General features: G+C 36.3%; 18 protein-coding genes. 9 read left to right on the forward strand and 9 right to left on the reverse strand.

Going from position 1 to position 23742, the window contains the following annotated elements; translation table 11 throughout:
- Positions 1-272: 272 nt before the first annotated feature.
- From OOA_RS15370 to OOA_RS15380, 3 genes are all read left to right on the forward strand, one after another.
- Positions 273-2324: a TonB-dependent receptor domain-containing protein gene (locus OOA_RS15370; protein ID WP_008913083.1), complete on the forward strand. Its 2052-nt coding sequence runs from the start codon at positions 273-275 to the stop codon at positions 2322-2324.
- Between the two features lie 85 nt (positions 2325-2409).
- Complete coding sequence (locus tag OOA_RS15375; protein WP_008913084.1) at positions 2410-3303, forward strand: alpha/beta hydrolase; 894 nt, start codon at positions 2410-2412, stop codon at positions 3301-3303.
- A 713-nt stretch (positions 3304-4016) separates the two neighbouring features.
- On the forward strand, positions 4017-4211 hold the full coding sequence (locus tag OOA_RS15380; RefSeq protein WP_008913085.1) for a hypothetical protein: 195 nt from the start codon (positions 4017-4019) through the stop codon (positions 4209-4211).
- Positions 4212-4615: 404 nt separating this feature from the next.
- Here OOA_RS15380 and OOA_RS15385 read toward each other — a convergent pair whose 3' ends face one another.
- The 8 genes from OOA_RS15385 to OOA_RS15420 form a co-directional block, all read right to left on the reverse strand.
- On the reverse strand, positions 4616-5854 hold the full coding sequence (locus OOA_RS15385; RefSeq protein ID WP_008913086.1) for a c-type cytochrome: 1239 nt from the start codon (positions 5852-5854) through the stop codon (positions 4616-4618).
- Entirely contained in the window at positions 5851-6402 is a 552-nt protein-coding gene (locus tag OOA_RS15390; RefSeq protein WP_008913087.1) for a (2Fe-2S)-binding protein, read from the reverse strand. The genes OOA_RS15385 and OOA_RS15390 overlap by 4 nt, the downstream gene beginning before the upstream one ends.
- Positions 6399-9194 carry a xanthine dehydrogenase family protein molybdopterin-binding subunit gene (locus tag OOA_RS15395; protein ID WP_008913088.1) on the reverse strand — a complete coding sequence of 932 codons (2796 nt, stop codon included), beginning with the start codon at positions 9192-9194 and terminating at the stop codon, positions 6399-6401. Before OOA_RS15395 ends, OOA_RS15390 begins: the two co-directional genes overlap by 4 nt.
- Positions 9195-9966: 772 nt before the next feature.
- Positions 9967-11115, reverse strand: a complete 1149-nt coding sequence (gene dgoD, locus OOA_RS15400) for a galactonate dehydratase (protein WP_008913089.1) — start codon at positions 11113-11115, stop codon at positions 9967-9969.
- Complete coding sequence (locus OOA_RS20520; RefSeq protein ID WP_008913090.1) at positions 11116-11730, reverse strand: 2-dehydro-3-deoxy-6-phosphogalactonate aldolase; 615 nt, start codon at positions 11728-11730, stop codon at positions 11116-11118. It lies immediately after the preceding gene.
- Entirely contained in the window at positions 11714-12616 is a 903-nt protein-coding gene (locus OOA_RS15410; protein ID WP_008913091.1) for a 2-dehydro-3-deoxygalactonokinase, read from the reverse strand. Before OOA_RS15410 ends, OOA_RS20520 begins: the two co-directional genes overlap by 17 nt.
- Positions 12613-13500, reverse strand: a complete 888-nt coding sequence (locus OOA_RS15415; RefSeq protein ID WP_008913092.1) for an SMP-30/gluconolactonase/LRE family protein — start codon at positions 13498-13500, stop codon at positions 12613-12615. Before OOA_RS15415 ends, OOA_RS15410 begins: the two co-directional genes overlap by 4 nt.
- 14 nt (positions 13501-13514) lie before the next feature.
- A complete protein-coding gene (locus OOA_RS15420) occupies positions 13515-14294 on the reverse strand; it encodes an SDR family oxidoreductase (RefSeq protein WP_008913093.1) in 780 nt (259 codons plus the stop codon).
- Between the two features lie 381 nt (positions 14295-14675).
- Between OOA_RS15420 and OOA_RS15425 the strand changes: the two genes are divergently transcribed.
- Positions 14676-16079 carry a sugar porter family MFS transporter gene (locus OOA_RS15425; protein ID WP_008913094.1) on the forward strand — a complete coding sequence of 468 codons (1404 nt, stop codon included), beginning with the start codon at positions 14676-14678 and terminating at the stop codon, positions 16077-16079.
- A gap of 24 nt (positions 16080-16103) precedes the next feature.
- On the opposite strand, the gene OOA_RS15430 is transcribed toward OOA_RS15425, so the two are convergent.
- Positions 16104-17315 (reverse strand): ROK family transcriptional regulator, encoded by a 1212-nt coding sequence (locus tag OOA_RS15430; RefSeq protein WP_008913095.1) that lies wholly within the window; start codon positions 17313-17315, stop codon positions 16104-16106.
- A gap of 68 nt (positions 17316-17383) precedes the next feature.
- Here OOA_RS15430 and OOA_RS15435 point away from each other — a divergent pair, with 68 nt between their 5' ends.
- The 5 genes from OOA_RS15435 (at position 17384) to OOA_RS15455 (ending at position 23736) form a co-directional block, all read left to right on the forward strand.
- Positions 17384-18271, forward strand: coding sequence for an aldose 1-epimerase (locus OOA_RS15435; RefSeq protein ID WP_008913096.1), 888 nt, complete (start codon positions 17384-17386; stop codon positions 18269-18271).
- Between the two features lie 1263 nt (positions 18272-19534).
- Entirely contained in the window at positions 19535-19786 is a 252-nt protein-coding gene (locus OOA_RS15440) for a helix-turn-helix domain-containing protein (RefSeq protein ID WP_008913097.1), read from the forward strand.
- A 126-nt stretch (positions 19787-19912) separates the two neighbouring features.
- A complete protein-coding gene (locus tag OOA_RS15445) occupies positions 19913-20470 on the forward strand; it encodes a fimbrial protein (protein WP_008913098.1) in 558 nt (185 codons plus the stop codon).
- 69 nt (positions 20471-20539) lie between these two features.
- Positions 20540-21223 (forward strand): fimbrial biogenesis chaperone, encoded by a 684-nt coding sequence (locus tag OOA_RS15450; protein WP_008913099.1) that lies wholly within the window; start codon positions 20540-20542, stop codon positions 21221-21223.
- Positions 21224-21243: 20 nt separating this feature from the next.
- On the forward strand, positions 21244-23736 hold the full coding sequence (locus tag OOA_RS15455; RefSeq protein WP_008913100.1) for a fimbria/pilus outer membrane usher protein: 2493 nt from the start codon (positions 21244-21246) through the stop codon (positions 23734-23736).
- Positions 23737-23742: the final 6 nt, after the last annotated feature.

Below are 23742 nucleotides of genomic sequence, written 5' to 3' on the forward strand. Positions count from 1 at the left end.
CCAATATTACATTTAGGATGTTATATCCTAAATAATTCGAATTGAGGCCTACATATTTACATGTACAAACAACAACATTTCAAGGTATGAGATGAATCTTTCATTTACCTTCACTTCTATTGCTGTGACCTCTATCTATTTACACTGATCAAATCAAATCAATCGCGAATACATATTTATTTACTCCGTATTTAAGTGGTAACATTCAGCCAGAAGATGATTCTCAATATCATTTACATTTAGATTTAGATTTGCATTCACCGAGGGATATTATGTCTACGCACTATCACTACACACGGCTAGCGGCGGGTGTTATTGCCGCCATTTCATCTTTTAATGCATTTGCAGCAGAAGATTCAGATAAAATGATTGTCACCGCATCGGGATATTCACAACAATTACGCGATGCGCCTGCCAGTATTACTGTTATTACTAAAGAACAATTACAAAATAAACCCGTTCACGATTTAGCGGATGCCGTCAGAGATGTCGAAGGTGTTAGTGTCGTGGGTAGTAGCGCAAATAAACAAGATATTAATATTCGAGGATTACCCGGCGAATACACTTTAATTTTGGTTGATGGGCGTAGACAAAATAGCCGTGAATCACGCCCAAATGGTAGTGGTGGTTTTGAAGCGGGCTTTATGCCGCCCGTTGAAGCCATCGAACGCATCGAAGTGATCCGTGGACCAATGTCTTCTTTATATGGTTCAGATGCTATGGGTGGTGTTATCAATATTATCACCAAAAAAGTCTCAAATGAGTGGCATGGTAATGTTGCAATGGGTGGGACTTTGCAAGAAAGCAGTGATAGCGGTAACTCAACTGATGGTAATTTCTATCTCTCTGGTCCATTGATTCAAGATAAATTAGGCCTACAATTATATGGTGGCGGAGACTATCGCCAAGAAGATAAGATTGTAGAAGGCCATAACAAGAATGATAATCGTAGTCTGACTGCAAAATTCACCTTCACTCCACTCGAAAACCAAACCTTCTTATTCGAAGCGGGCAGAACGACCCAAGAAAGAACCTCAACACCGGGTAAATCTCTGGCAGAATACACCATGCGCGGAACCTCTAAACAGGCAAATACCAAAACGGAAATTCATAATGACCGCAACCATTTTGCACTGACATATAAAGGTGATTGGGATGTAGTGAAAACTGAATTAAGCGTGTACCAAGAGCAAACCAAGCGAAATACCAAATCAGAAACAAAAGACCCTAAAACAGGCGTTTATAACTTCAGATATGAAGCGCGTGTCCCTGAAATTACCAATACGGTTGTTGATGGTAAGGTCGTTGCATTCCTACCAGATAATGTTCTTACTGTCGGTGGTCAATACCAAAAAGCGAAACTCAAAGACACGTCGGCAACAGGTTCGACAACTATTACTAATGCAACTCTCAGTGCCGATCAGTATGCTCTGTTTTTAGAAGATGAATTTACGGCCACAGATAACCTGATCCTAACGGGTGGACTACGTTTAGATCACCATGAATTCTATGGTAATCACTTAAACCCTCGTGGTTATGCCATCTATTATTTAACGGATGAAATCACCATTAAAGGGGGCGTATCACAAGCCTTCCGTGCTCCAACATTGCGTGAAATCAGCCCGACATATGGGACATCGACTGAAAAAGGTGCAGGGATTATCTACGGTAACCGCGACCTCAAACCTGAAAAAAGTGTTAACGAAGAGATCAGCATCGCTTATGACCATGAATCAGGCTTCAATGCTAGCCTTACCTTCTTTAATACAGACTTTAAAAATAAACTCACCAGTTATAACACAGGGGAGAACGACCCATTAACAGGTCTAAAACTTTATACCTATGACAACGTGGGTAAAGCTAATATTAAAGGGATAGAAGTCGCAACAGGTATCCCACTTGCTGAAGCTTGGAAGTTGAACTTGAACTATACCTATGTTGATTCTGAACGTAAAAGTGATGAAGAAAGACTGGCAAGTGGCGAATCACTGAGAGGCTATCCTCTCGATAAAACACCAAAACATACTGCTAACGCAAAACTCGATTGGCAATATAACGAAGACTTAAACTTATATACTCGCGCTCATTATGAAGGCAAGCAAGTGTGGGCATCTCAACGTAATGGTTCTACAGCAACACGTTATCGCAGCGGTTTTGCCACCATGGATTTAGGCATGACCTATCAAATGCTAAAAAATACCAAGCTCAATTTGGCAGTACTAAACATTGCTAATGAAAAAGGGCCGAAAATCGATACCAACGGTGGCAACTGGGATGTTGAAGATGGACGCCGTTACTGGGCTAACGTCAATATAAGCTTCTAATAAATATAAAAATTTGCGGATAAACATTACAACCAATCGCTGTTTATCCGCTTTTTATTAATACTAACTGCACTATGATGAAATTATGATAAATAAACTCTTATTTTCTAGCTTGTTGCTATCCATGACATTAACGACTGCTTTTGCTCGTCCTTCACAAACTATTCCTGTATTGAACGAGGAAGTTAGCCAATTTTATGATATCCAGCATCATGATATAAAAAATAAAAATAGCTCAACTGGTGAGCGAAGTTATCGAATTTTTAGTGCGGTTCCTCACTCTGCGGGCACATCAAGGCCCGTGTTATATATGCTTGACGGTAATGGGTTATTTCCATTAATGGTTAACCACGCGGTGCAAAAACTCTCAGCCGATAATCTGCCGATTATTATTGGTATTGGTTACCCAATAGATGAAGCTTTTCCTAAAAAATTGCGTGATTATGATTATACACCTCGCGTATCCGGTACTGAATTTGAGCATGGTGGTGGCTTTGATGAGCTGTATCAGTTTCTTAATAGTCAAATTCGTCCATGGGCAGAACAACAATTTGCATTCGATAAGCAAAAACAAACATTATTTGGTCACTCATTTGGTGGATTATTTACATTGATGGCCTATCAAAATAACCCAACTGCATTCCAATCCTTTGTTGCTGCTAGCCCTTCATTATGGTGGGGAAAAGGTGAGATGGTCGATTTAACTAAGCTGACCAATAAGCAGATGGCCTCACCTTTGTATATCACCCTAGGCGGCTTAGAAGAGAAGGCTGATTTATCACGTCTGACAGATGAACAAGTTAAAAATTATCAAACACGTAGCAGTTGGATAAAAACACGCCAGATTTGCACAGAGATCGAAAATCATGGTCGTACTTGTAAATTCACACTCTACCCAGATAAAGGCCATGGCGCAGTCATACCAGATGCCATTAATAAAGCGCTCGACGTGGTTACACAAACAGTTAGTGAACATTAATCAATAATTCTGTATGTCATTCAATCGCGATTAACATATCAACGTTTGTTAATCGCGGGTACTTTCCCTACTGTATAAACATCATTGTTCCTGTCTATCTATGCCATTAATATCAAAAAACAATGATTTCCTTCCCCTTTAGATAGATAAGTTATAATAAATAATCTATTTATCGTTTAGTTACTTCTTAATATTTTAAAAATATTGTTAATATATTCATATTAAAACCCGCAGTAAATTACTCATTTTATTTTTATACTTATGTTCAGCACAAATAACCTTATTATTTAGATGGCAAACCCACACTAAATCATTTGGTTAAGTCATATACTATTGAGTTTTATATTAAAAAAAACAATTCAATTAAATAAAATAAAAATTATTTAATTTAAAATAAAATATGATAGATTATCATTCAACAATAAAAATCTACAATTTAAATTATTATATAATAGCTATCAATAAAAATTTAACATTCTTAACGAGCAATATGAAAAGAAAAACTTTAGACATTGCGAAATATCTTAAGCTGCAAGCAGAATTAAATACAGAAAAAAAATCAATGCGTTGCTAGCATCGATACAAATTCATTATTTATTCTCTGCTCTGAACTTGTACAAAAAAATTCAATACAAAATGAATTAATAAATGATTTCTATGAACGAAATAATCAATGGCACCAATTAGTAAGTAAAAAAGAAATAAATGACTCTATGTTAGCCGCATTGATCATTCATTTAGATAACAAAAATAAAGCCCTTGAGTCTGAAATTGAGGAATTTCGAGAAATGGTATCACTGGGGTATTTTACACTTGATGGAAAAGAGAGATATTTACCTGCATCAACTTCAAATAACATTCAACAAGATGATTTTATTGAATTATTCTCCCATAAAAAACAGACGTAAAGTAAATTGATAATTTAATTAAATTTTCCACATTATTAAAACTAACGTAATTTAAAAACGTTAACACTAAATTTATTATTGAGAAAATAAATTCAATATAGTCTATATAATACCGAGTATAAAATACATATAATTTTTAACTAATAATCCTTGATATAGTACTAAAATAATGAACTTTCTATTACAAAAACAAAAGTTAATATGATTATATTTAGGGCAGCTTTAATTGAAACTTTCAATCAAAGACTAATGCCAAAATTAATATTTTTTAAAACATGAGAGTATGCCACATCAGTAACGAGATATACTGCTACCTTGGTTCACATAGTGATTTCTCTATGTTCCCCAAGATAGCTTTGCTTATTACCGTTAAACGCTCAAATTATTTGGCGCTCAGCTCTAACTTAGTGGTTGCGCAGTGCTTTTATTTGTTCAGGCTTGATGTCAGCTGGCTGTCCACCCCATTGAACTCGTAAAAAATTAGCCAACTCTGCGATTTGTTTGTCATCTAGCTTATTAGCAAAACCAGGCATACTCTGCATATTCTGGTTATTTGGAAATGCTTGTTCAGGCAAACCATCCAAAATCGCATTAATTAAGTTAGTACTGTCTTTATCTCGTAGAGTGGAATTCCCTTTCATCGCAACAGCCACATTTGGCTTACCACTGCCATCGTAAGAGTGACAACCTGAGCAAGATTCAAGATACAACTGCCGACCTGCAGCACTGCCGTTACCCATTTGAAGTGGCGATGTTTTCGGCGGATTATCACCCATAAGATAGGTGGCAATAGCCTGATTATCTTTTGGAGTCAAATGCTGTGAGCTTAGATAAATAACCGGATGCATATCACTGTACGCTGAACCTTGTGGAGCAAGACCTGTCATGAAAAATTGCTGTAAATCTTCCTTTGTCCAGCCTCTAGATGCAAGCGCTTCAGGCGTAATATCGGGTGCAGTAAAACGCCCCAAAGAACCACCTTGCATAAACTTATCGAGTTCCATTTCACCCATGATACCTCGAGGAGTATGACATTCAGCACAGTGCTCCATAACATTGACTAAATATCGCCCTCTAAGCCACTCCTCAGAACTTCCCTGAGAACTATTTGGCAAAGGCTTATCATTGAAAAACAGTAGGTTCCAACCAATCATTGCCATACGCTGATTCAATGGGAAAGGCAGTGAGTTTTCTGGTGGTGCAACATCTACCGCAGGACGGCTCATCAAATAGCTATAAATCGCATCTGAATCCTCGCGTGTCATTCCTTTATATGAGGTATACGGCATGGCCGGATAAAGATGACGACTTGGTGGTGAGATCCCTTCAGTTAATGCCTTATAGAAATCATCCTTTGTCCAGCGACCAATACCAAAGTCAGCAGAAGGTGTTAAGTTACTGCTATAAATAGTGCCAAAAGGAGTATCTAGTGGAAATCCTCCCGCAAGAGGAGCACCATCTGCGCTGGTATGACAGGCCGCGCAGTCACCTGCGAGTGTCAGGTAGCGACCATGTTCAATCTCTTGTGCAGAAGCCGTCACTTTTTGTACAGGGCCACTTGGTGTTCGATTTTCAGACCAATAAAGCACAGCCCACACGATAATCGCAATCGCGATGAGTCCCAATAAAATGCGTTTAATCATTTTATAGCCTCCTTGAGTAAGCCCGGCGTTTTAAGGACAACATCACGTACCGCTTCGTAATAACGTACATAACCAGTACAGCGACAAATGTGGTTATTGAGTGCCTTTTTAATTGCCTCTTCCAAATCTTCTTGAGCGATAGGGTTCCGTTGCAATTCTTCGATAAAAATAGTGGCTGCATTAACAAAACCTGGAGTGCAATAGCCACATTGGAAACTAAAATGCTCAACAAAGGCTTGTTGCACAGGCGATAATGTCACCTCACCCTCTTTATCTTTGGTGGCTGCCCCTTCAATGGTTCGAATGTTTTTGTTATTGAAGAAATGTGCGCCCGTGATACAAACTCGGATTTCTTCACTCGTGCCTGATGGGTGATCTAATATCACCACACAAGCATGACAAATTCCTTGCCCACAACCAAGGCGAGAGCCGGTGAGGTCAACATATTCATGTAAGAAATCAATCATCATGAGCCCTTCAGGAACATCCATTGGCCCATATTGTTGACCATTAATGGTTACCGTTAGTGGGATAAAGTTTAAGCTCATGGTAATACCTCTAAAATGTCTTCTGGACGAACAGGCAGGCGCAAGAAATGATGTCCGGTTGCATCTGCAATTGCGTTTACGATAGATGAAACGACGGGGATCATCACAACCTCAGCCACACCTTTCGGTGGGTCGGTTTCTGATAAGCCCGGTAGTACCTCACTCGTCTGTTTCCAGACCGCAACATCATTCGCTAATGGCAAGCGGTAACGATTGAAATTCCACGTTCCATTACCCGGACCATCTTCATAAAGAGGTAAATATTCATGGAGAGCATGACCGATACCCATAGCCAGCCCTCCTTGAATTTGTCCTGATACCAGTTGAGGCACAATTAAATTGCCACATTCAACCACACTGTGATGATCAAGGAGTTCGACGTGCCCAGTTGCTTTATCGATGGATAATTCAGAAACAGTGGCAACTGCACTATAATAGGTCACGCCCGCATTATTTCTTTGTGTATCAGGATAATACGCTTTTTCTCGCTTCCAAACTTGATACTCTTTACCCGCGAAACGTAATGAAAGCCCATCTACAGGTAAACGGCGAGTCTCATCATTAATTCGATAATCAGACTCAGCCCACTGCCAACGGTTAAATACGTGGCAAACTGCTCCCGTTAATCCGCCCATCTCAAACGTGCGTTCGATTAAACGCGCTAAGCTCAAAACTTCTAACCCATCGGCAGTAAGCCCTTTATCAACCCAGCGTGCATCTTCACGACGGACAACAAGAGGTGTGTATTGACCACCACCAATCCCTTCTTTCCAAATTGAAACAGCTGCTGGCCATAAACCATATTCAAAGACTAAACGAGCCGCTTCTTCAGTGCTATGGGTGAAATAATAAGCAGAATTACTGGCGCTGGCAGGAGAACAATAGTTAGGCGTCCAGAGTGGATTTTGTGCTAAGCGATCTTGCTCATCTTGGGACATGGCAAACGGATTTCCCGTTGAAACCATCGGTAAGATAGACCAATCGACAACTGAAAAATGGGCTTCTTCCGCTGGCTTACCGAGCCATTTTGCGCAAATAACTGACTGTGATGTTGACATTCCTGTCCCTATCTCAGCGCCACTATGATAGATTGCAATCTTGCCTTCTGGCGTCAGCTCTACACGCGCAAAAGAGGATTCTGCGCCTGTACCAAAGTCTTTTTGAACACAAGAAATGCCCGTACCAAACAATTTACCTGCATTTTTAGCTTCAAAATCTGATTTGCGCTTAGCTCTCTCTTGCCACATTGGATGTTCAGCACAGCGAGATAAAACTTCATCTGCACGAATAGCCCCTCCCGGTATCGCACCTTGTGTATTCTTCATTCCCGATTTCATCAGGTTTTTAAGGCGAAACTCGATAGGGTCTGCATTCAGTAATTTTGCAGCTTCTTCCATAATCATATCGGTCGCCGCCATCGCTTGAAGTGTGCCATAACCTCGTGCAGAACCTGCATCAACTGCTCTTGATGCAATACCAACGGCAGATAAATCACTACGGGGAATATAATAAATGGCTTGAGCACCTGTCGCACCAACCATCACAACTGAAGGTGTAAAATTACAGCGACCGCCACCATCACCAATAAATGATGCGGAAAGTGCTTCGATCATGTGTGTTTTTTTATTGACGGCAAGCGTGTAATCCATATCAAATGAATGCCGTTTAATTGTTGATTGGAACTGTTCATAGCGGTCGTTAGCTAAACGGATTGGAACACCATCACCATATAAGGTTGCCATCGCACCATAATAAGGAAATGGTGTATGATCTTTAGAACCATAACCCACAGTAAAGCAAGGATGTAGGAAAATACGTTGAATCGGGAATTTCGATTTTGCGAGCATTTCAGGCAAAGAGCCTGATATTTCTTGTGGTGACTGTGTCGGAACGACTAAATGGAAAGACTGCGTTTTTTCATCATACCAACCATTTGCATTATCCGGTTCAAGTGCTGAAGTATCAATTGATTGTGAAAAATAATTACGTTTAATTATCAACCAATCTTCAGGTGGGTTTTCTAATTGTTTTGCAAGCTCATCCGCATAATACATACCTTCTTCATCAAGCTTTCCACCTTCTCTACCTTCAGGCCAAATAGGGAGATGTTTTTTCATGCCAATCGGTGAAATCGGCATATCTTTCATACTCGAGTAGATATCCGGCGTAAACGGTGTTTCTCCGCCTATACGTACTCCACGATAGCTGCCCCATGGGTCACGTTGGATCGGGCCTGTTTCTGCACCATATTTGATAACATCATCACGGAATTTTAAGGTTTCTTTCGCAAAACGAAATTTGGCGAAATCATGATAAATAAGTAAAGCGACAGCTTGGCCAAGATAGGCTGGTGTTTTTCCTGTCGGCAATAATAAGTCATCACCGTAAAATTCAGGAAAAGCAACGCCATCCTTTTCCAAATCTTCCGCAGTAACAATACGGTCTGGCATCAAACCATCTTTGAGTCGGCTAAGGTCAAAACCTTCATAAATTTTATCGGCTTGTGTCACTCGAAGTAAAAATGCGTGACCTTGCTGTTTTGGCCAGTGTGGAATGTCGCGAGCTCGAATATCCCGCGCGAACACTTTTTCACCTTGAACTTTTGCATAACCATCTATTCGGAATTTAATACGTTTATCGGCAGGATCCCAGTCAGGGGCTTGTAGGATTTTTTCTTCAAATAGCACGTCAAAAGCGCGGCTATATAAGGGGGCTAAATATACTGAAATTCCCGCTACGACAGCACACTTCAAAAAGTGCCGTCGAGAGAGTCCAACATTGCTATTGCTCATAAATACACCTTTATACTTATTTTTATTATTTCGATAACCAATCTTTTGTCGATTATCGTTTTGTAAAACAAAAACTAAATTTGCTATCTTTTTTCATATCAACAAAACTAACCATAGATAATAAATACTTATTATAATATTTAATATCCCTTAGTTATTATAGATGAAAATATATATTAACGAATAATTGGTATCAAAATAATTTCCATTAGAACTTCATTTATCAAATAATACTATTTTTTCAATGAGATATTTTATCATTGATTACACTAATGCCTATTTTATAGGCAGCATAGCAGTTAATAAATTTATCAATAAATTCAAATAACAAGATGGTTTTTATACAGAAAACAAAACATTTAAAATTCATATTGATATTAATAATTACTTACAATTTTACAATTCTGTAAGTATCAATATTTATTCCGCTCATGCTTCGTACTTAGCAGTTAGAAATTAAGGTATATTTAAAGACGTTTAAAATAAGAATAATTACTTAGCTAAGTAATAGAAGAAAAAAGATTTACACCATTATTTAATTCCGAATTAAATATAAACTACAATATTCTTGTTAAGGATATTGATTATTAAGCGAATAAAAATATTTTATTTACTTAATAATATTTTTGGTGAATTTTAATACAGGAGTACTGGCGACCTTACTCATCGGGAGTTGATAGTCAACCAAGAATTAAAAATATGGCCAATGATGATTGGCCATTACCGTAAATAATCGTATCAATAACAGATTATTGTTGTGAAAGATGGAAAATCACCACTCTGCAAAACAGCCATCTTCATGATACCAAATAGGGTTTTTCCAATTAGGTGGTATACGAGCAGCATCTATAACTTTATCTTCATCGATAACCACACCTAGACCAGGCTTATCTAAAGGTTTGATATAACCGTCTGTGATGATGAAGTCCTCTTTATTTAAGATATAGTCTAAAAGGTCAGCACCTTGATTGTAATGAATTCCCATCGATTGCTCCTGCAATACTGCATTCGGTGAAATGAAATCAACCGTTAAACAAGCAGACAAAGCTATTGGTCCCAACGGGCAATGTGGTGCCAAACCCACATTATAACAATCAGCCATACTGGCGATTTTAATTCCTTCTGTAATTCCACCTGCATGCGAGATATCAGGTTGAAGGATTGCCAATCCTCCAGCTTCTAAGATGGTTTTTACATCATGGCGGCAAAAGGTTCTTTCACCAGCTGCCAGCGGAATAGACGTACTTTGAGACAATGTTGAATAGTATCCAGAAAACTCAGGAAGTACGGGTTCTTCAATAAATAATGGCCGATAAGAAGTGAGCTCATGTAATAGAACCTTAGCCATTGGCATGGAAACACGACCATGAAAATCAAGACCAAAATCAATTTTATTACCAAAATGGCTACGTATTTCAGCAATACGCTCAACAACAGCATCAATGCTCCGATGTGAATCTAGAAACTTCAACTTTCCACAACCATTTAGTTTAAATGTATCCCACCCTGCTTCAACTAATGTTTCTATTTGAGCAATTTCATCTGATGGATCATCGCCACCAACCCATGTATAGGTTTTCATTTTGTCTCGAACTTTACCACCTAGCAGTTCATAAACAGGTTGAGACAAATATTTTCCTTTAATATCCCAAAGTGCTTGGTCAATACCGGAAATAGCAGACATTAAAATCGGACCACCACGATAAAATCCACCAGCATAAAGAGTTTGCCATATAGCATTGATATTAAGTGGATTTTTCCCTAAAAGGAGAGATTCAAATGACTTAACCGCGGTAGCAACGGTTTCTGCTTGCCCCTCTAGTACAGGTTCTCCCCATCCAGTGATGCCCTCATCCGTATCGATGGCTAAAAATTGCCATCGTGGAGCAACATGGTAAAGTCGTAGCGCGGTAATTTTCATTTAATTAATCTCATACCAAGCACGAACAAAATCTTCCGCAGCTTTTTTGGTTGCTTCTACTGATTGCCCAGCGCAATAAAGATCGGAACCTAAACCTGCGCCTTGGCAGCCCATTTCAATAAATTGATATAGATTTTGGGTGGTTACACCACCAACTGCATAGATCGCCTGCTGTTTAGGCACTATTGCACGAACAGCTTTGATATAAGCGATATCAATCCCAACACATGGAAAAATTTTAATGACATCTGCGCCTGCATCAATGGCTTGATAAATTTCTGATGGTGTAAAAGCGCCAATATAGGTTTGTAACCCGGCCAATTTCGCTTGGCGAATTAAATCTGGGTTCGTGTTTGGCGTAACCATCAGCTTGCCACCACAATTAATCAGCGAATCAAGATAAGCCTGTTGTGTAACAGTACCAGCACCAATGAGAATTCTATCGCCCCATTCTTTTTGCAATAATTGGATGCTTTCCAACCAATTTGGTGAATTAGTCGGTACTTCAATCATTTCAAATCCCGTATCAACAAGCACTTGTGCATGAGCAAGGACCTCTTTTGGTGTAATACCACGTAAAATAGCAATTAAAGGAATTTTAGGAATAAAGTTCATCGTAGATGCTCCTGAAGCCATAAAGGATCCCTTGTTCAGGATCGATCGCTGTGGTTTCGATATGATTTAATTGAAATGCCTGTTGATACAATTTTGCCAATGCTGGGGCGGCAATAATTGAAAAGGATGAGGCGTTTTTAAAATGTGTTAATTGAGTTGCAACTTCGTGACCAATTAATAAACCAGATAACCAACCTGCGACCATTTCAGCTGGCATTTGATGTAATACTCGGGCTGATCGTGCAATAAATAGTTTAGAAATGATATCGCTACCCGCTAAAGTTCCCTCTTTCAAACCAAGGGCAAAGCCTTCAGGCAACACAGCTTTAGGGACTGACTGCCCCAGTAAGCTATGTTGCATCAAAATATAATATAGCTCACCAGTCATGATGGTATTGAAAGACGTGATCTGCCCATCGATTGGCTCAATCCATTTGGAGTGCGTGCCAGGGAAAACATAGCAATCGTCATTCGTTAATGAAATCGCACCTAATAGCTGAACCTCTTCACCCCTCATAACATTGGTGAAATTCAATGTATTTATTGCTAAACCTGAATGCACATATATCGGTGTTGATAAGGATGATTTAATTTGTATGCAACCACGTTTTATTGCGGATATTGGCTGCGGCAACATTTGATAACCGCTATCAACCCAACCACGATCACTACCAATCATACCTGCGAGGATAATGGGAACTTGAAATATCTCTATCCACGTATGCCAAGGAGATAGTGCGTCACTGAGTAATTGATCAAAATTAGGGTGCTTTAATTGTGTAATACCAATTGGTAGGGTAATAACATCGGTATTTTGACCTTCTTCCACACGATAAGCGCGAAAATTAGTTGAGCCCCAATCAATAGCAATAAATTTGATAGTCATTCTGATATTCCTTTAATGCCATTTATATTTGATAATTTAAATCGATTCATAAATTTGCCTTTACCTGCAAATGGAATTGCTAGCACGCGACCTTGCCATTTATCATCAACGGTTAAACCTAAAGAAGCAGTAGTGATATAAAGAGTTGTCAGGTCTTGCCCACCAAAGCAGCAACTGGTGGGATTGATAGCCGGTAGAGAAATATAATCAATCTGCGTTGTGGCTTGATTCCCTAACGAATAAATTGCTAATTCAGAAGCTCCCCATCTGGCATTCCACAGTTTATTTTCAACACATAAGGTGGAACCGTCAGGAGAACCACGTTCCGCGTGAGCAAAAATTTGCTGTGTTTTCATCTGATCATTGCTTTGGTAGATAATATTCAGCTTTGAATCAGCAAAATATAATGTTTGATTTACCCAACATAGCGTGTTTGATATGCCAACAGGCTGACCACATAATTCAACGATTTGTTTTTCATGACAAAATTTATACCAATTACCCATTTTTTCCGGTTCTAAATAACCCATAGTGCCGAAAAAAAGTTCTCCTTGTGGTGATATAGCCGCTTCATTAGGGCGAGTCACACAAGGAATATCGGGATATTCAGCTAATTTTTGCTCTAAACTATCTTTAGCAATGTCATATAAATAAATACCATTAACTGTGATAAGTAGTAATTTATGGTGGTCTGTCGTTAATGTGATGGCACTCGTTAAATAAGGTAATTCTCTATTTTGTGTCAAACCCGTTATCGGATCATAAATAAGCAGATTCTTCTCGATAATATCGAGAAAAAATAAACGCTGATTTTTCTCACACCAAATCGGGCTCTCACCCAACGTATAGCAATGAGAGTCTGCCATTTCGATAATAAAGGTCATGACGCCTCCTTATGTTAATCGCAGTAAACTTGAGAACGACCACCATCAATGAGAATATCGGTTGCATTGATAAATGCGGCTTCATCAGAACCTAAAAATAATGCGGTATAAGCGACCTCTTCAGGTCGACCAATACGTTTGCATGGAAGAATTTCTGTTTGCCGGCGTTCTTCTTCCTCTGGGTTTTCGCAGCTATTAAAATAATCTTCAGCAATTGGCGTTTTTATCAATCCAGGGGAAATCGAGTTAACACGAATCCCTTGAGCCGCATATTGGATCCCTAACGCACGTGTTAATCCAATTAGTCCATGCTTTACAACAGGATAAGGAAATGAATTGGCAATGATTTTATGTCCATGGACGGAAGCAATATTAATGATGTTGCCATATTGCTTGTCTAACATATGAGGTAATACCGCCTGACAGCAATTCCACACGCCCTCTAAATCAACAGAAAAACAGCGCTTCCATTCCTCAGTAGATAGTGCAACGGGATCATTAAACACATTAATTCCTGCGTTATTTACTAAAACATCAATTCGACCAAATACTGAAAGTGCAGTTTCAATCATGGTACTAATATCATGTTGTTGGCTGACATCGACCTGAACAGCAATACAGTGACGCCCTGTCTTTTGATTTAACTCATCTGCGAGGATTTGAGCTTTATTTAATTGAATATCTGCAAGTAAAACATCAGCACCTTGATTCGCGTATAACGTTGCAATAGCGGCACCAATTCCTTGTGCGGCTCCTGTTACAATGATTTTTTTATTAAGAACTCGATTACACATATTTAGAGATACCTTCTATATAAGTAAGGTGCATCTACTCTATTGGGTAGGAAGCAATAATTTGATGGAAGTATATCGAGAAGGAAAATGGAGGATCTGTGAGTCTCTTCACTCTATAAAGTGAACTAAGTTTACTTAAAAAGTGTGTTTTTAGCGGAATGCCTATTCGCGCATAAAAATAAAAATTTAATGCATTGATAAATAATAATTAAAGAAAAAAATATGGCACGCTAAAAATATAATACTAATCATTGTTTAGTTTTATGTGTGATGTGATTGTCAAAGAACTAAAAATAGATTAATTAGACTGGCATCACTTGAAATGCCATTAAGCCTGTTTTTAGCAATGGCAATAAAAAAATAAAACAGTGAGGATTTATAATGACAAATTCTTCAGCCCAACTGCTTAAGATGAGAAATATATGGGTGATGTGCCTAGTTGCCGCTTGTGGTGGATTATTATTCGGTTATGACTGGGTAGTTATTGGTGGTGCAAAACCTTTTTATGAAGCCTATTTTAATATTACCGATCCCGCATTAATCGGCTGGGCGATGAGCTCCGCTTTAGTCGGCTGTATTCTTGGTGCCATCTTATCAGGCACACTTTCTGATCGTTATGGTCGTAAATTACCGCTAATACTCGCTGCAATATTATTTGGAATTTCCGCACTAGGAACTGCAATAACCTCATCATTTGACCATTTTATTTGGTTTAGAATTCTAGGTGGCATTGCAATTGGGATTGCTTCCGCCTTATCACCTATTTATATTGCAGAAATTAGCCCAAGTGAACAGCGTGGTCGCTTTGTTGCGGTTAACCAATTAACTATCGTTATCGGAGTGTTAGCTGCACAAATCATCAATTTATTAATTGCTGAGCCTGTTGCAACAGGTAGTACACTGGCTGAAATCGCCACAACATGGAATGGGCAATCCGGTTGGCGCTATATGTTTGCTGCACAAATCATTCCATCAGTGATTTTCTTTGTATTAATGCTATTTATGCCAGAATCACCGCGTTGGTTAATTAAAGTAGGTAAAGAGTCGAGAGCTCGCGAAACATTATTAAAGATCGGAAATGCCCACTACGCAGATAAAACAGTCTCTGCGATCAAACAATCAATGGGGCAAGAATCCGCTAAAGTTCCTTTCTCCGCAATTTTTGCTGCAGATGTTAGACCTATCATGGTGATTGGCATCGTGCTAGCTATCTTCCAACAATGGTGCGGGATTAATGTTATCTTTAATTACGCACAGGAAATATTTGCTTCAGCGGGTTTTGATATTAATGACACATTAAAATCAATTGTAGCAACAGGGATTATTAACCTTATTTTCACTGTATTGGCATTACCTTTAGTCGATAAACTGGGCCGTAGAAAATTAATGTTAATCGGTTCAGCGGGCCTATGTATTATCTATATTTTGATTGCATTAGCCTATTCAACAGGAACATTAGGTATACCCGTGTTAGCACTCGTTCTCGCTGCAATTTCTGTTTATGCAATGACATTAGCGCCTGTTACTTGGGTTCTTTTATCTGAAATATTCCCTAACCGAATTCGTGGCATTGCAATGTCAGTCGCAACTTTAGCACTTTGGATAGCTTGTTTCGCATTAACATATTCATTCCCACTATTGAATGCCAATTTAGGTGCATCCGGTAGTTTCTTATTATATGGTGTGATTTGTTTAATTGGTTTTGCATTTGTATTCAAACGCGTACCAGAAACAAAAGGTGTTTCATTAGAAGAACTAGAAAATCGTTTAATCAGTAACAAATAAAAACAACCAGCGGGTTAATCTACTTTAACCCGCCTCAAGTTCTTGCTCGACTAATAGGAAACCAATTCCCATCAATCGCTCAATATCTGAAAGCTGTCCAAATTTCACTAACATCCGTTGATTGTATAAATTATTAGGATTTTCAAATGGATTTAGACACATTTGCTCAGTAATTTTATTTAACCAAACAGTACCTAATCGAGTTGTATTACCGTAAATAATGATTTGATTAATATTTAACGTTAGTAAGAAATTATAAAGGCTGATACCAATAATACGGGCTGCACGTTCTGCAACATTAACGGCTCGGCTATCTTGTTGATGGTAAAGGTGAACACAATCGTGAAACGTTAAGGCATCAAGGTCAAGTTCCTGTTGCTGATTAACTGAATGTTTCACTAATGAACGGATATCCGTCAGCATAGCTTCAGAAGACGCTATTGTTTCCAAACAACCATAGCGACCACAGCCACATTTTTTACCATCGGGAGTGACTATCGTATGACCAATTTGCCCGCTACCAAATTGTTTACCACGGTATATTTCATCATTAATGATGAATGATGAACCAATACCGTAATCGATATTCATGACACAAAAATCATTAGGTGCTTGCAAGGAAAGCCATTTTTCGGCTAACGCTAGCATGACACAATCATTATCTAAAATGACTTCCGTATTTAAACGACTTTCAAGTAAATACTTAAATTCGATGGCTTCATGCCAAGGCGCTTGAGGCATATGCAGTGATGTTCCAGTATGAGTATCCACCTGCCCATGGATCCCCATAACTAATTTTAGCGAGCGTTGTTGATTTTGCTTATATTGTTGTTGGTAAAAAAGAACTATTTCTCCAACCAATTCAGCCCCCGTCGAGGGAATAATGGTCCAATAGGAAGGCTCAAACTTTTGATTAATATGCCCATCAACCACAATACCGGCTAGGCGTGTTGGTGTGACGCTAAGGCAAAGAATATCGTACGGCTTATCCGCAATAGTATAAATACCATCAGAATTACCCCGTATCGGCTTATCATTCATCTTATGTGCGATAAGCCCTTCACTCAGTAATTCAGCAATAATTTTACTAATTGCCGGAATCGTTAGCTTTGCGGCATTAGCGAGTTGCGATTTTCTCATCGCTTTATTTTTATACAATAGAGTCATAATGACTTTGCGATTATGAAGGCGAACTTGTTTTACATTAAGCCCAACGGAGTTGATTTTTTTCAGCATAAAACAATTTGCTTAATCTGTAGAGAAAAGGCAATTAAGTGCCATTGATAGATAAAGGTATAACAAAAATGAAAAATTACTCAATAGCGAACCATGATCTTATTTTAACGGTATCTGAATTGGGTGCTTCAATTATTGAATTATCAACTGTTGACTCGAAATTTCCACTATTACGCCCCGTCGAGTTATCTGCTGATTTTAATGCAAGTCAAAGTGCGATGTTTCCGCTTGTGCCCTTTGCAAACCGAATTAAAGGCAACTGTTTTATATGGGAAAAGCAAAAATTACACTGGCCGAAGCATGCACTGGATGCCTTTTTTTTCTTACACGGTAATGGCTGGATACAAAATTGGGAAATCATAAAACAAAGCATTAACCAACTAACCTTTGAAGTTAACTCGGTTATCAATGACATATGCCATTATCAGGCAACCATCAATTACCAACTATTAGATAAAGAGTTACTTATTGAATTGTCTGTCACTAATAAAAGTAAAACCCGATTTCCTTTTGGCTTAGGATTACACCCTTTTTTTACTGTGTTACCAAATACCAAAATCCAGTTTAATGCGGCAGGTTTATGGCTGGAAGATAGTAAGCATTTACCAACTGAATTTATTACCCCCATTCCCGATACCTTTAGCTGTAACGAACAAAGGACAATACCTAACATTTGGATAAATAATGGATATACCAATTGGTCAGGAACCGCAACATTACAACATGACAATGGAATCAATATCACCTTAACGAGTGATTGTCCTATTCTTCAAGTATTTAAATTTGCAAATAACGAAGTTAGTAACCAGCAACATAACTTTATTTGTTTAGAGCCACAATCACATGCAGTAAATGATCATAATAATCCTAACTATGGTTTGTTGAAGATACTAGAACCTGAGCAATCAACAGCAATATGGATGAAAATTGGTATTGAATTGCCCTTGATTGCCTGATTGCGAATTCTGTATTGCCAACTGGCTATTGTGAATAGGACAACCTTGAACGACATGATGCCCAAAAAATGAAGATAGAAGAAACGTTCAAATTTTTTAAGCTCTAACGATTTTTCTGCAATATCATCATACGAAGCCTCGTATGATGATATTTTGAGCGAATATCGCTTGAGCAACCATACTGGCAATATCTCACTTAATTAAATAAAGACATATATTTACTTATAATTCAAATTGTTACGGCATTACTTTAAGCATCACCACAGCACAAAACACTTAAATTACCCAAATAACAAGTAATAATATGAATAAAAAAACTGTAGTATCATGTTAGCCAACTCAAATAGCATAAGTTAAATTTCAACAAACCACGCAAGCTACATATGCTAACTCAAAATTATATTCTGTAAGGTTCAAAAAAATTTGCCATAAATAAGTTTTAAATATAAAATACAATGTAGCGTCACTCTACTAAATATAATTAATTAATGTTAATTGCCTGTGGTTTGCGTTATACTTAAAAACATAAAACTACCACTTTGTAGGTATGCAAATACCACCAAATGGGGTTTTGCATTTTTAATATCACTATTAATTGTATTAAAAATGTAAAAATTTGATTAATCCAGTTAAATTTTTGATATTAATTAATTAAATCGTGTATTTAAAATGATTAATAAGAAAATAAATCGTCATTAAAAGTAAATAAATAAATTGATATAGATCATTATTAACCCGTGTGTTAGTGTATTCCTGTATCAAAGCATTAAACATTGTAACTACGTCATAAAATTTAATACTGAAATAGCGATAAAATCTTCAGAATGTCAAAAAAACCATATATACATATAGTTATATTTATAATACCCTCCTAAATAATCACTTCATTTACTTTTATTCTCTCATTATTTAATTAATAATTCCGTCCATACCACACAGACTGGTAAATAAAGAAAAGATACGTCGAAATAGCTTAAAGTCATACAGATTAACAAACTGCTTTTATGACCAAAATAAAATACCTTTAAAGTATTTCATTTTGTTAAGTATTGTTTCATTCTATTTTTTTGTAACCAAAGAAATGGTGGTGGATTTATATGTTTTAAGGTAAGAGAACACATTACTCACAAAGAAAACTCGTAAAACGGGTAATCTATAAATATCTTAGATTTGTTTATTTTAAAATAATAAATTAGATTAATAATCTCTCTACCGGCGACAGGAAATTAATTTAATAGTTTAATAATTTTTCTGGTGATAAAAATGAAATTTACAGATGATATTATAAATAATGCAGCATCTTCATTTTTAAAGAAGGTAAGAAGGCAGCATGGTATCACGGAAGGTGAATTGGCAACATTATTAAAGGTTAGCCAACAGCAAGTCTCTAGATATGAAAATGGAAAAACACAATTAACATTAGGACGAATTAATCAATACCTAGAGCTGTTTGGAATAAATTGGGAACATTTTTCTAGTGAACTAATCAAAAGCACTAAAAAGTATGAAGTATGAAGTATGAAGTATGAAGTATGAAAATATTTAATCATATTATATGAGCAATTATAAACATACATATGATTGTTTTTATAAAAGATTATTTTAAAGTAAAACATTATATTAAAAAACTAAGGAATATATATGAAAATCAATAATAAACTTGCTGTTTTATCATTAGTAGCATCTTCAATTATCTGTGGATCAGCTTTTGCAGCTGATGAGCCATTGCAACCAATTACAGTCAACGGCGGAAAAATCACATTTAATGGTGAAGTTACTACTGGCGCATGTGCTGTTTCTGGTGCTGACACAGATAAACTCGTAACTTTAGATACAGTTCAAACATCAGTATTTAAAGCAGCTGATCAATTAGCAAATGCAAAAAAACCATTTGATATCAGCTTACTTAATTGTGACACAGATACCCGTAAATCAGTTCAAATTAGCTTTAGTGGCCAGACTGTTGAAGGAAAACCAGGCTTATTAGCAAATACAGCAGGTGCAGGTTCAGCAGGTAATGTAGCATTACAATTATTTAATCCAGATGGTACTGAGTTAGAAGTTGGCGCACTAAGTTCAAAAGTTAATTTAACGACAACTACAACTATTCCATTATCTGTGGATTATAAATCTACAGCGACTAATGTTACTGCAGGTAAAGTGCAATCTGTTGCTAACTTTATGCTAACTTATAACTAATAATTAAATAGTTTATTTTTTAATGATTGGCCATGCTTGGCCAATCATTATTTCACGGAGTATTTGCTCATGTTTAAAAAAACTACATTCGCTTTAACTATATTATTAGCTTGCCAAACAGTTTATGCCGATGGCATATCACTAGGCGCTACTCGATTAATATATCCAACGGATAAAAATCAAATTTCCTTAAAAATATACAATACAGATAAAACTGGAAATTATCTTATTCAATCATGGATCTCTGATGAAAATGATAATAAAGTATCAGATTTCTTAATAACACCGCCGCTTTTTGTCATTAAATCAAATACAGATAATCTATTGAATATTGTATATTCTTCTGATAAAAACAATTTACCAACTGATAAGGAGAAATTATATTATTTAAACTCTAAAGTTATTCCATCTTTATCAGAAGAAGAACAAAAAATTGATAATGCATTATTAATATCAACAACAACAAAAATCAAACTATTTGTTAGGCCTAGCGGAATTAAAGAAAGCTCTTTTGAATCATATGAAAAATTGAAATGCAGCTATGAAAACAACAAGGTTAAAATTGAAAATCCAACACCATTTTATATGAATTTAGTTTCATTAACAATGAATGGAAAAGAAATATCTAAAGCTGAAACCATAGCACCCAACACAAGTGTATATTTAAATACAAATGAAAAAAATAATGGATTAACGTTTAATTTCATTAATGATTATGGTGTTCAGATAAAAAATAAGCAATGTAAATTATAATTAATTTTGGAAGTATTTCTATGCGATCAATGAAAAAACTTTTACTCGTAAGTTTATTGTTAAATTTAAATGAATCATATTCGCAAGATTACTTCAACCCTTTATTCTTAGGCGAAGATGTTGCATCTATTGAAGATTTATCTTATATATCATCAGGGAATAATATTGCACCTGGCAAATACTTATTATATGTTTATGTCGGTGAAAGTTACATCAGCAATACCAATATAGAATTTATAGAAAATAAAGAAGAAAAAAAAGTTAATGCATGTTTTACAAGTAATATCATTGACTCAATACCATTCATTAATGATATAAAGAATAAAATCAATTCAGAAATTAAAGATTCAAATGAATGCATTGACATTAGTAAATATATCAATGATTTTAGCTATGATGTCGATTTGTCTAAATTAACATTAAAGCTATCCATACCTCAAATATATCTAAAATCAATAAGATCAACATTGGCTAATGAAAGTGATTGGGATGATGGAATTTCAGCTTTAATGATGAATTATAGATTTAATGGATCGTTTTCAAAGAATAAAGATATGGATGACTATTCTTCTTCATTCATAAACTTAACCAATAGATTAAATATTGGTCCATGGCGGTTATTTTCAAATTCATATTATAACCAAAGTAAAATGGGTTCTACTACAAATCATGATTTTAAGTCTAATAACACTTATATATCAAGAAATTTTAATTCAATCAAAAGTACTCTTATAGCTGGACAAAATGTTTTAGGTTCTATCTTATTTGATTCAAATCCATACATTGGAATTACATTAGCTACAGCTAATGAAATGCTACCAGATAGCGAAAGAGGATATAGTCCAACAATTAAAGGTATAGCTGAATCTCGTTCAAAAATCACAATTAAGCAGAATGGAAATATTCTATATCAAGAATATATAAATCCAGGCCCTTATAATATTGATAACTTGAACTCGGTCGGCACCAGCGGTGATTATGAAGTAGAATTAACCTCTGCTGAAGGTACAGTGACTAAATATATTGTACCTTATTCATCTTTACCAAATCTACTTCGTAAAGGCAGCTATAATTATTCTGTATCGTTAGGCCAACTTGATATTGATTCTGCTAAAAAAAATAAATTTATTCAAGGATCACTCGCAATAGGTTTAGCGCTAGATACTACTCTATACGCGGGTTATCAAATTGCAAATGAATATACTGCGACAGGTTTAGGAGTAGGTAAAGATATCGGAAGATTTGGTGCATTATCAGTAGATGCTATTTATGCTCAAGCTAAAATTGATAATAACACCTATAATGGGCAATCTTATAGAATATTATTTGCTAAATCATTTAGCGATACGGGAACTAATATCCAATTAACTGGATATAGATATTCAACCTCTGATTATTATACTTTTAGTGAAGCTAACTATAGAAATAGTCATAATAGTGATATTAATGATCCTTCATATTATTCTTATTATAGTGGAAGGAAAAAGAATAGCTTTCAAGTTAACGTAGCACAAAGCTTAGGTGATTTAGGTCAATTATATGTATGGGGTAATATAGACTCATATTGGGGATCCGACTCAAAATCTAAAAACATACAAATTGGTTGGAATAAAACATTTAAAGAGTTAAATAACATAATGGTTTCCGCCAGTTATAATAAAAATACTTATAGTGGAAACACTGACAATATATTTTACTTATCATTATCTATGCCTTTATCAAATGGTATGGATAATAATAGAATGTACTTATCAAATAGCACTACATATACAGATTCAAAATATAATAATTTAACTAGCTTATATGGAAATGCATTAGATAATAGATTGAATTACAATATATATCAAACTGTTAATAACAATAACGTTAATGAGCAATCTAATTTAAACTTACGTTATAAGGCTAATGTTGCTGAATTTAATGCCGGAACAACGTATTCTTCAAAATCAACAGAATTTGATTATGGTATGGCCGGTGCAGTATTGGTTCACTCCGGAGGAGTTATTTTCTCAAGAGAAGCAAATGATACTGCAATATTAATTGAAGCTAAAGGTGCTGCAGGCGCCCAAATTGATAAAAATGGTGATAACATTACTATTAGTAATAATGGTTATGCACTTATTCCCTATGCAACAGCCTATCATTATAATGATATCGGACTATCACCAGATAGTTTTGGTGTAGGTTATGATATTGATAGCAAAATAATAAAAGTGGCACCTACTAGAGGTGCTATTAGTAAAGTTGTTTTTGATGTCCGTAGAGGATATAACTTTTTAGTATCAGTTACATATCAAGGAAAACCTATTAAGTTTGGTACATTAGTTATTAATAATTCAGATCAAACAACATCAATAGCGAACGATGATAGTACTGTTTATCTAACAGGCGTTAAAAGTAATTCAAGTTACTCCATAAAAATTAATAGTGATACAACCTGTGATTTTTCAATTAATTATGATGATAACGCAGAAATGAAAAATATTAATAAAATCAATGCAGTCTGCAAATAACAGGAT

The sequence above is a fragment of the Providencia burhodogranariea DSM 19968 genome, from assembly GCF_000314855.2.
Classification (GTDB): domain Bacteria; phylum Pseudomonadota; class Gammaproteobacteria; order Enterobacterales; family Enterobacteriaceae; genus Providencia; species Providencia burhodogranariea.

What these genes read in the sequence shown, in the direction of transcription:
- OOA_RS15370 (WP_008913083.1), top strand. Translation starts at nt 273, where the DNA reads ATGTCTACGCACTATCACTACACACGGCTAGCGGCGGGTGTTATTGCC.
- OOA_RS15375 (WP_008913084.1), top strand. Translation starts at nt 2,410, where the DNA reads ATGATAAATAAACTCTTATTTTCTAGCTTGTTGCTATCCATGACATTA.
- OOA_RS15380 (WP_008913085.1), top strand. Translation starts at nt 4,017, where the DNA reads ATGTTAGCCGCATTGATCATTCATTTAGATAACAAAAATAAAGCCCTT.
- OOA_RS15385 (WP_008913086.1), bottom strand. Translation starts at nt 5,854, where the DNA reads ATGATTAAACGCATTTTATTGGGACTCATCGCGATTGCGATTATCGTG.
- OOA_RS15390 (WP_008913087.1), bottom strand. Translation starts at nt 6,402, where the DNA reads ATGAGCTTAAACTTTATCCCACTAACGGTAACCATTAATGGTCAACAA.
- OOA_RS15395 (WP_008913088.1), bottom strand. Translation starts at nt 9,194, where the DNA reads ATGAGCAATAGCAATGTTGGACTCTCTCGACGGCACTTTTTGAAGTGT.
- dgoD (WP_008913089.1), bottom strand. Translation starts at nt 11,115, where the DNA reads ATGAAAATTACCGCGCTACGACTTTACCATGTTGCTCCACGATGGCAA.
- OOA_RS20520 (WP_008913090.1), bottom strand. Translation starts at nt 11,730, where the DNA reads ATGAACTTTATTCCTAAAATTCCTTTAATTGCTATTTTACGTGGTATT.
- OOA_RS15410 (WP_008913091.1), bottom strand. Translation starts at nt 12,616, where the DNA reads ATGACTATCAAATTTATTGCTATTGATTGGGGCTCAACTAATTTTCGC.
- OOA_RS15415 (WP_008913092.1), bottom strand. Translation starts at nt 13,500, where the DNA reads ATGACCTTTATTATCGAAATGGCAGACTCTCATTGCTATACGTTGGGT.
- OOA_RS15420 (WP_008913093.1), bottom strand. Translation starts at nt 14,294, where the DNA reads ATGTGTAATCGAGTTCTTAATAAAAAAATCATTGTAACAGGAGCCGCA.
- OOA_RS15425 (WP_008913094.1), top strand. Translation starts at nt 14,676, where the DNA reads ATGACAAATTCTTCAGCCCAACTGCTTAAGATGAGAAATATATGGGTG.
- OOA_RS15430 (WP_008913095.1), bottom strand. Translation starts at nt 17,315, where the DNA reads ATGCTGAAAAAAATCAACTCCGTTGGGCTTAATGTAAAACAAGTTCGC.
- OOA_RS15435 (WP_008913096.1), top strand. Translation starts at nt 17,384, where the DNA reads ATGAAAAATTACTCAATAGCGAACCATGATCTTATTTTAACGGTATCT.
- OOA_RS15440 (WP_008913097.1), top strand. Translation starts at nt 19,535, where the DNA reads ATGAAATTTACAGATGATATTATAAATAATGCAGCATCTTCATTTTTA.
- OOA_RS15445 (WP_008913098.1), top strand. Translation starts at nt 19,913, where the DNA reads ATGAAAATCAATAATAAACTTGCTGTTTTATCATTAGTAGCATCTTCA.
- OOA_RS15450 (WP_008913099.1), top strand. Translation starts at nt 20,540, where the DNA reads ATGTTTAAAAAAACTACATTCGCTTTAACTATATTATTAGCTTGCCAA.
- OOA_RS15455 (WP_008913100.1), top strand. Translation starts at nt 21,244, where the DNA reads ATGCGATCAATGAAAAAACTTTTACTCGTAAGTTTATTGTTAAATTTA.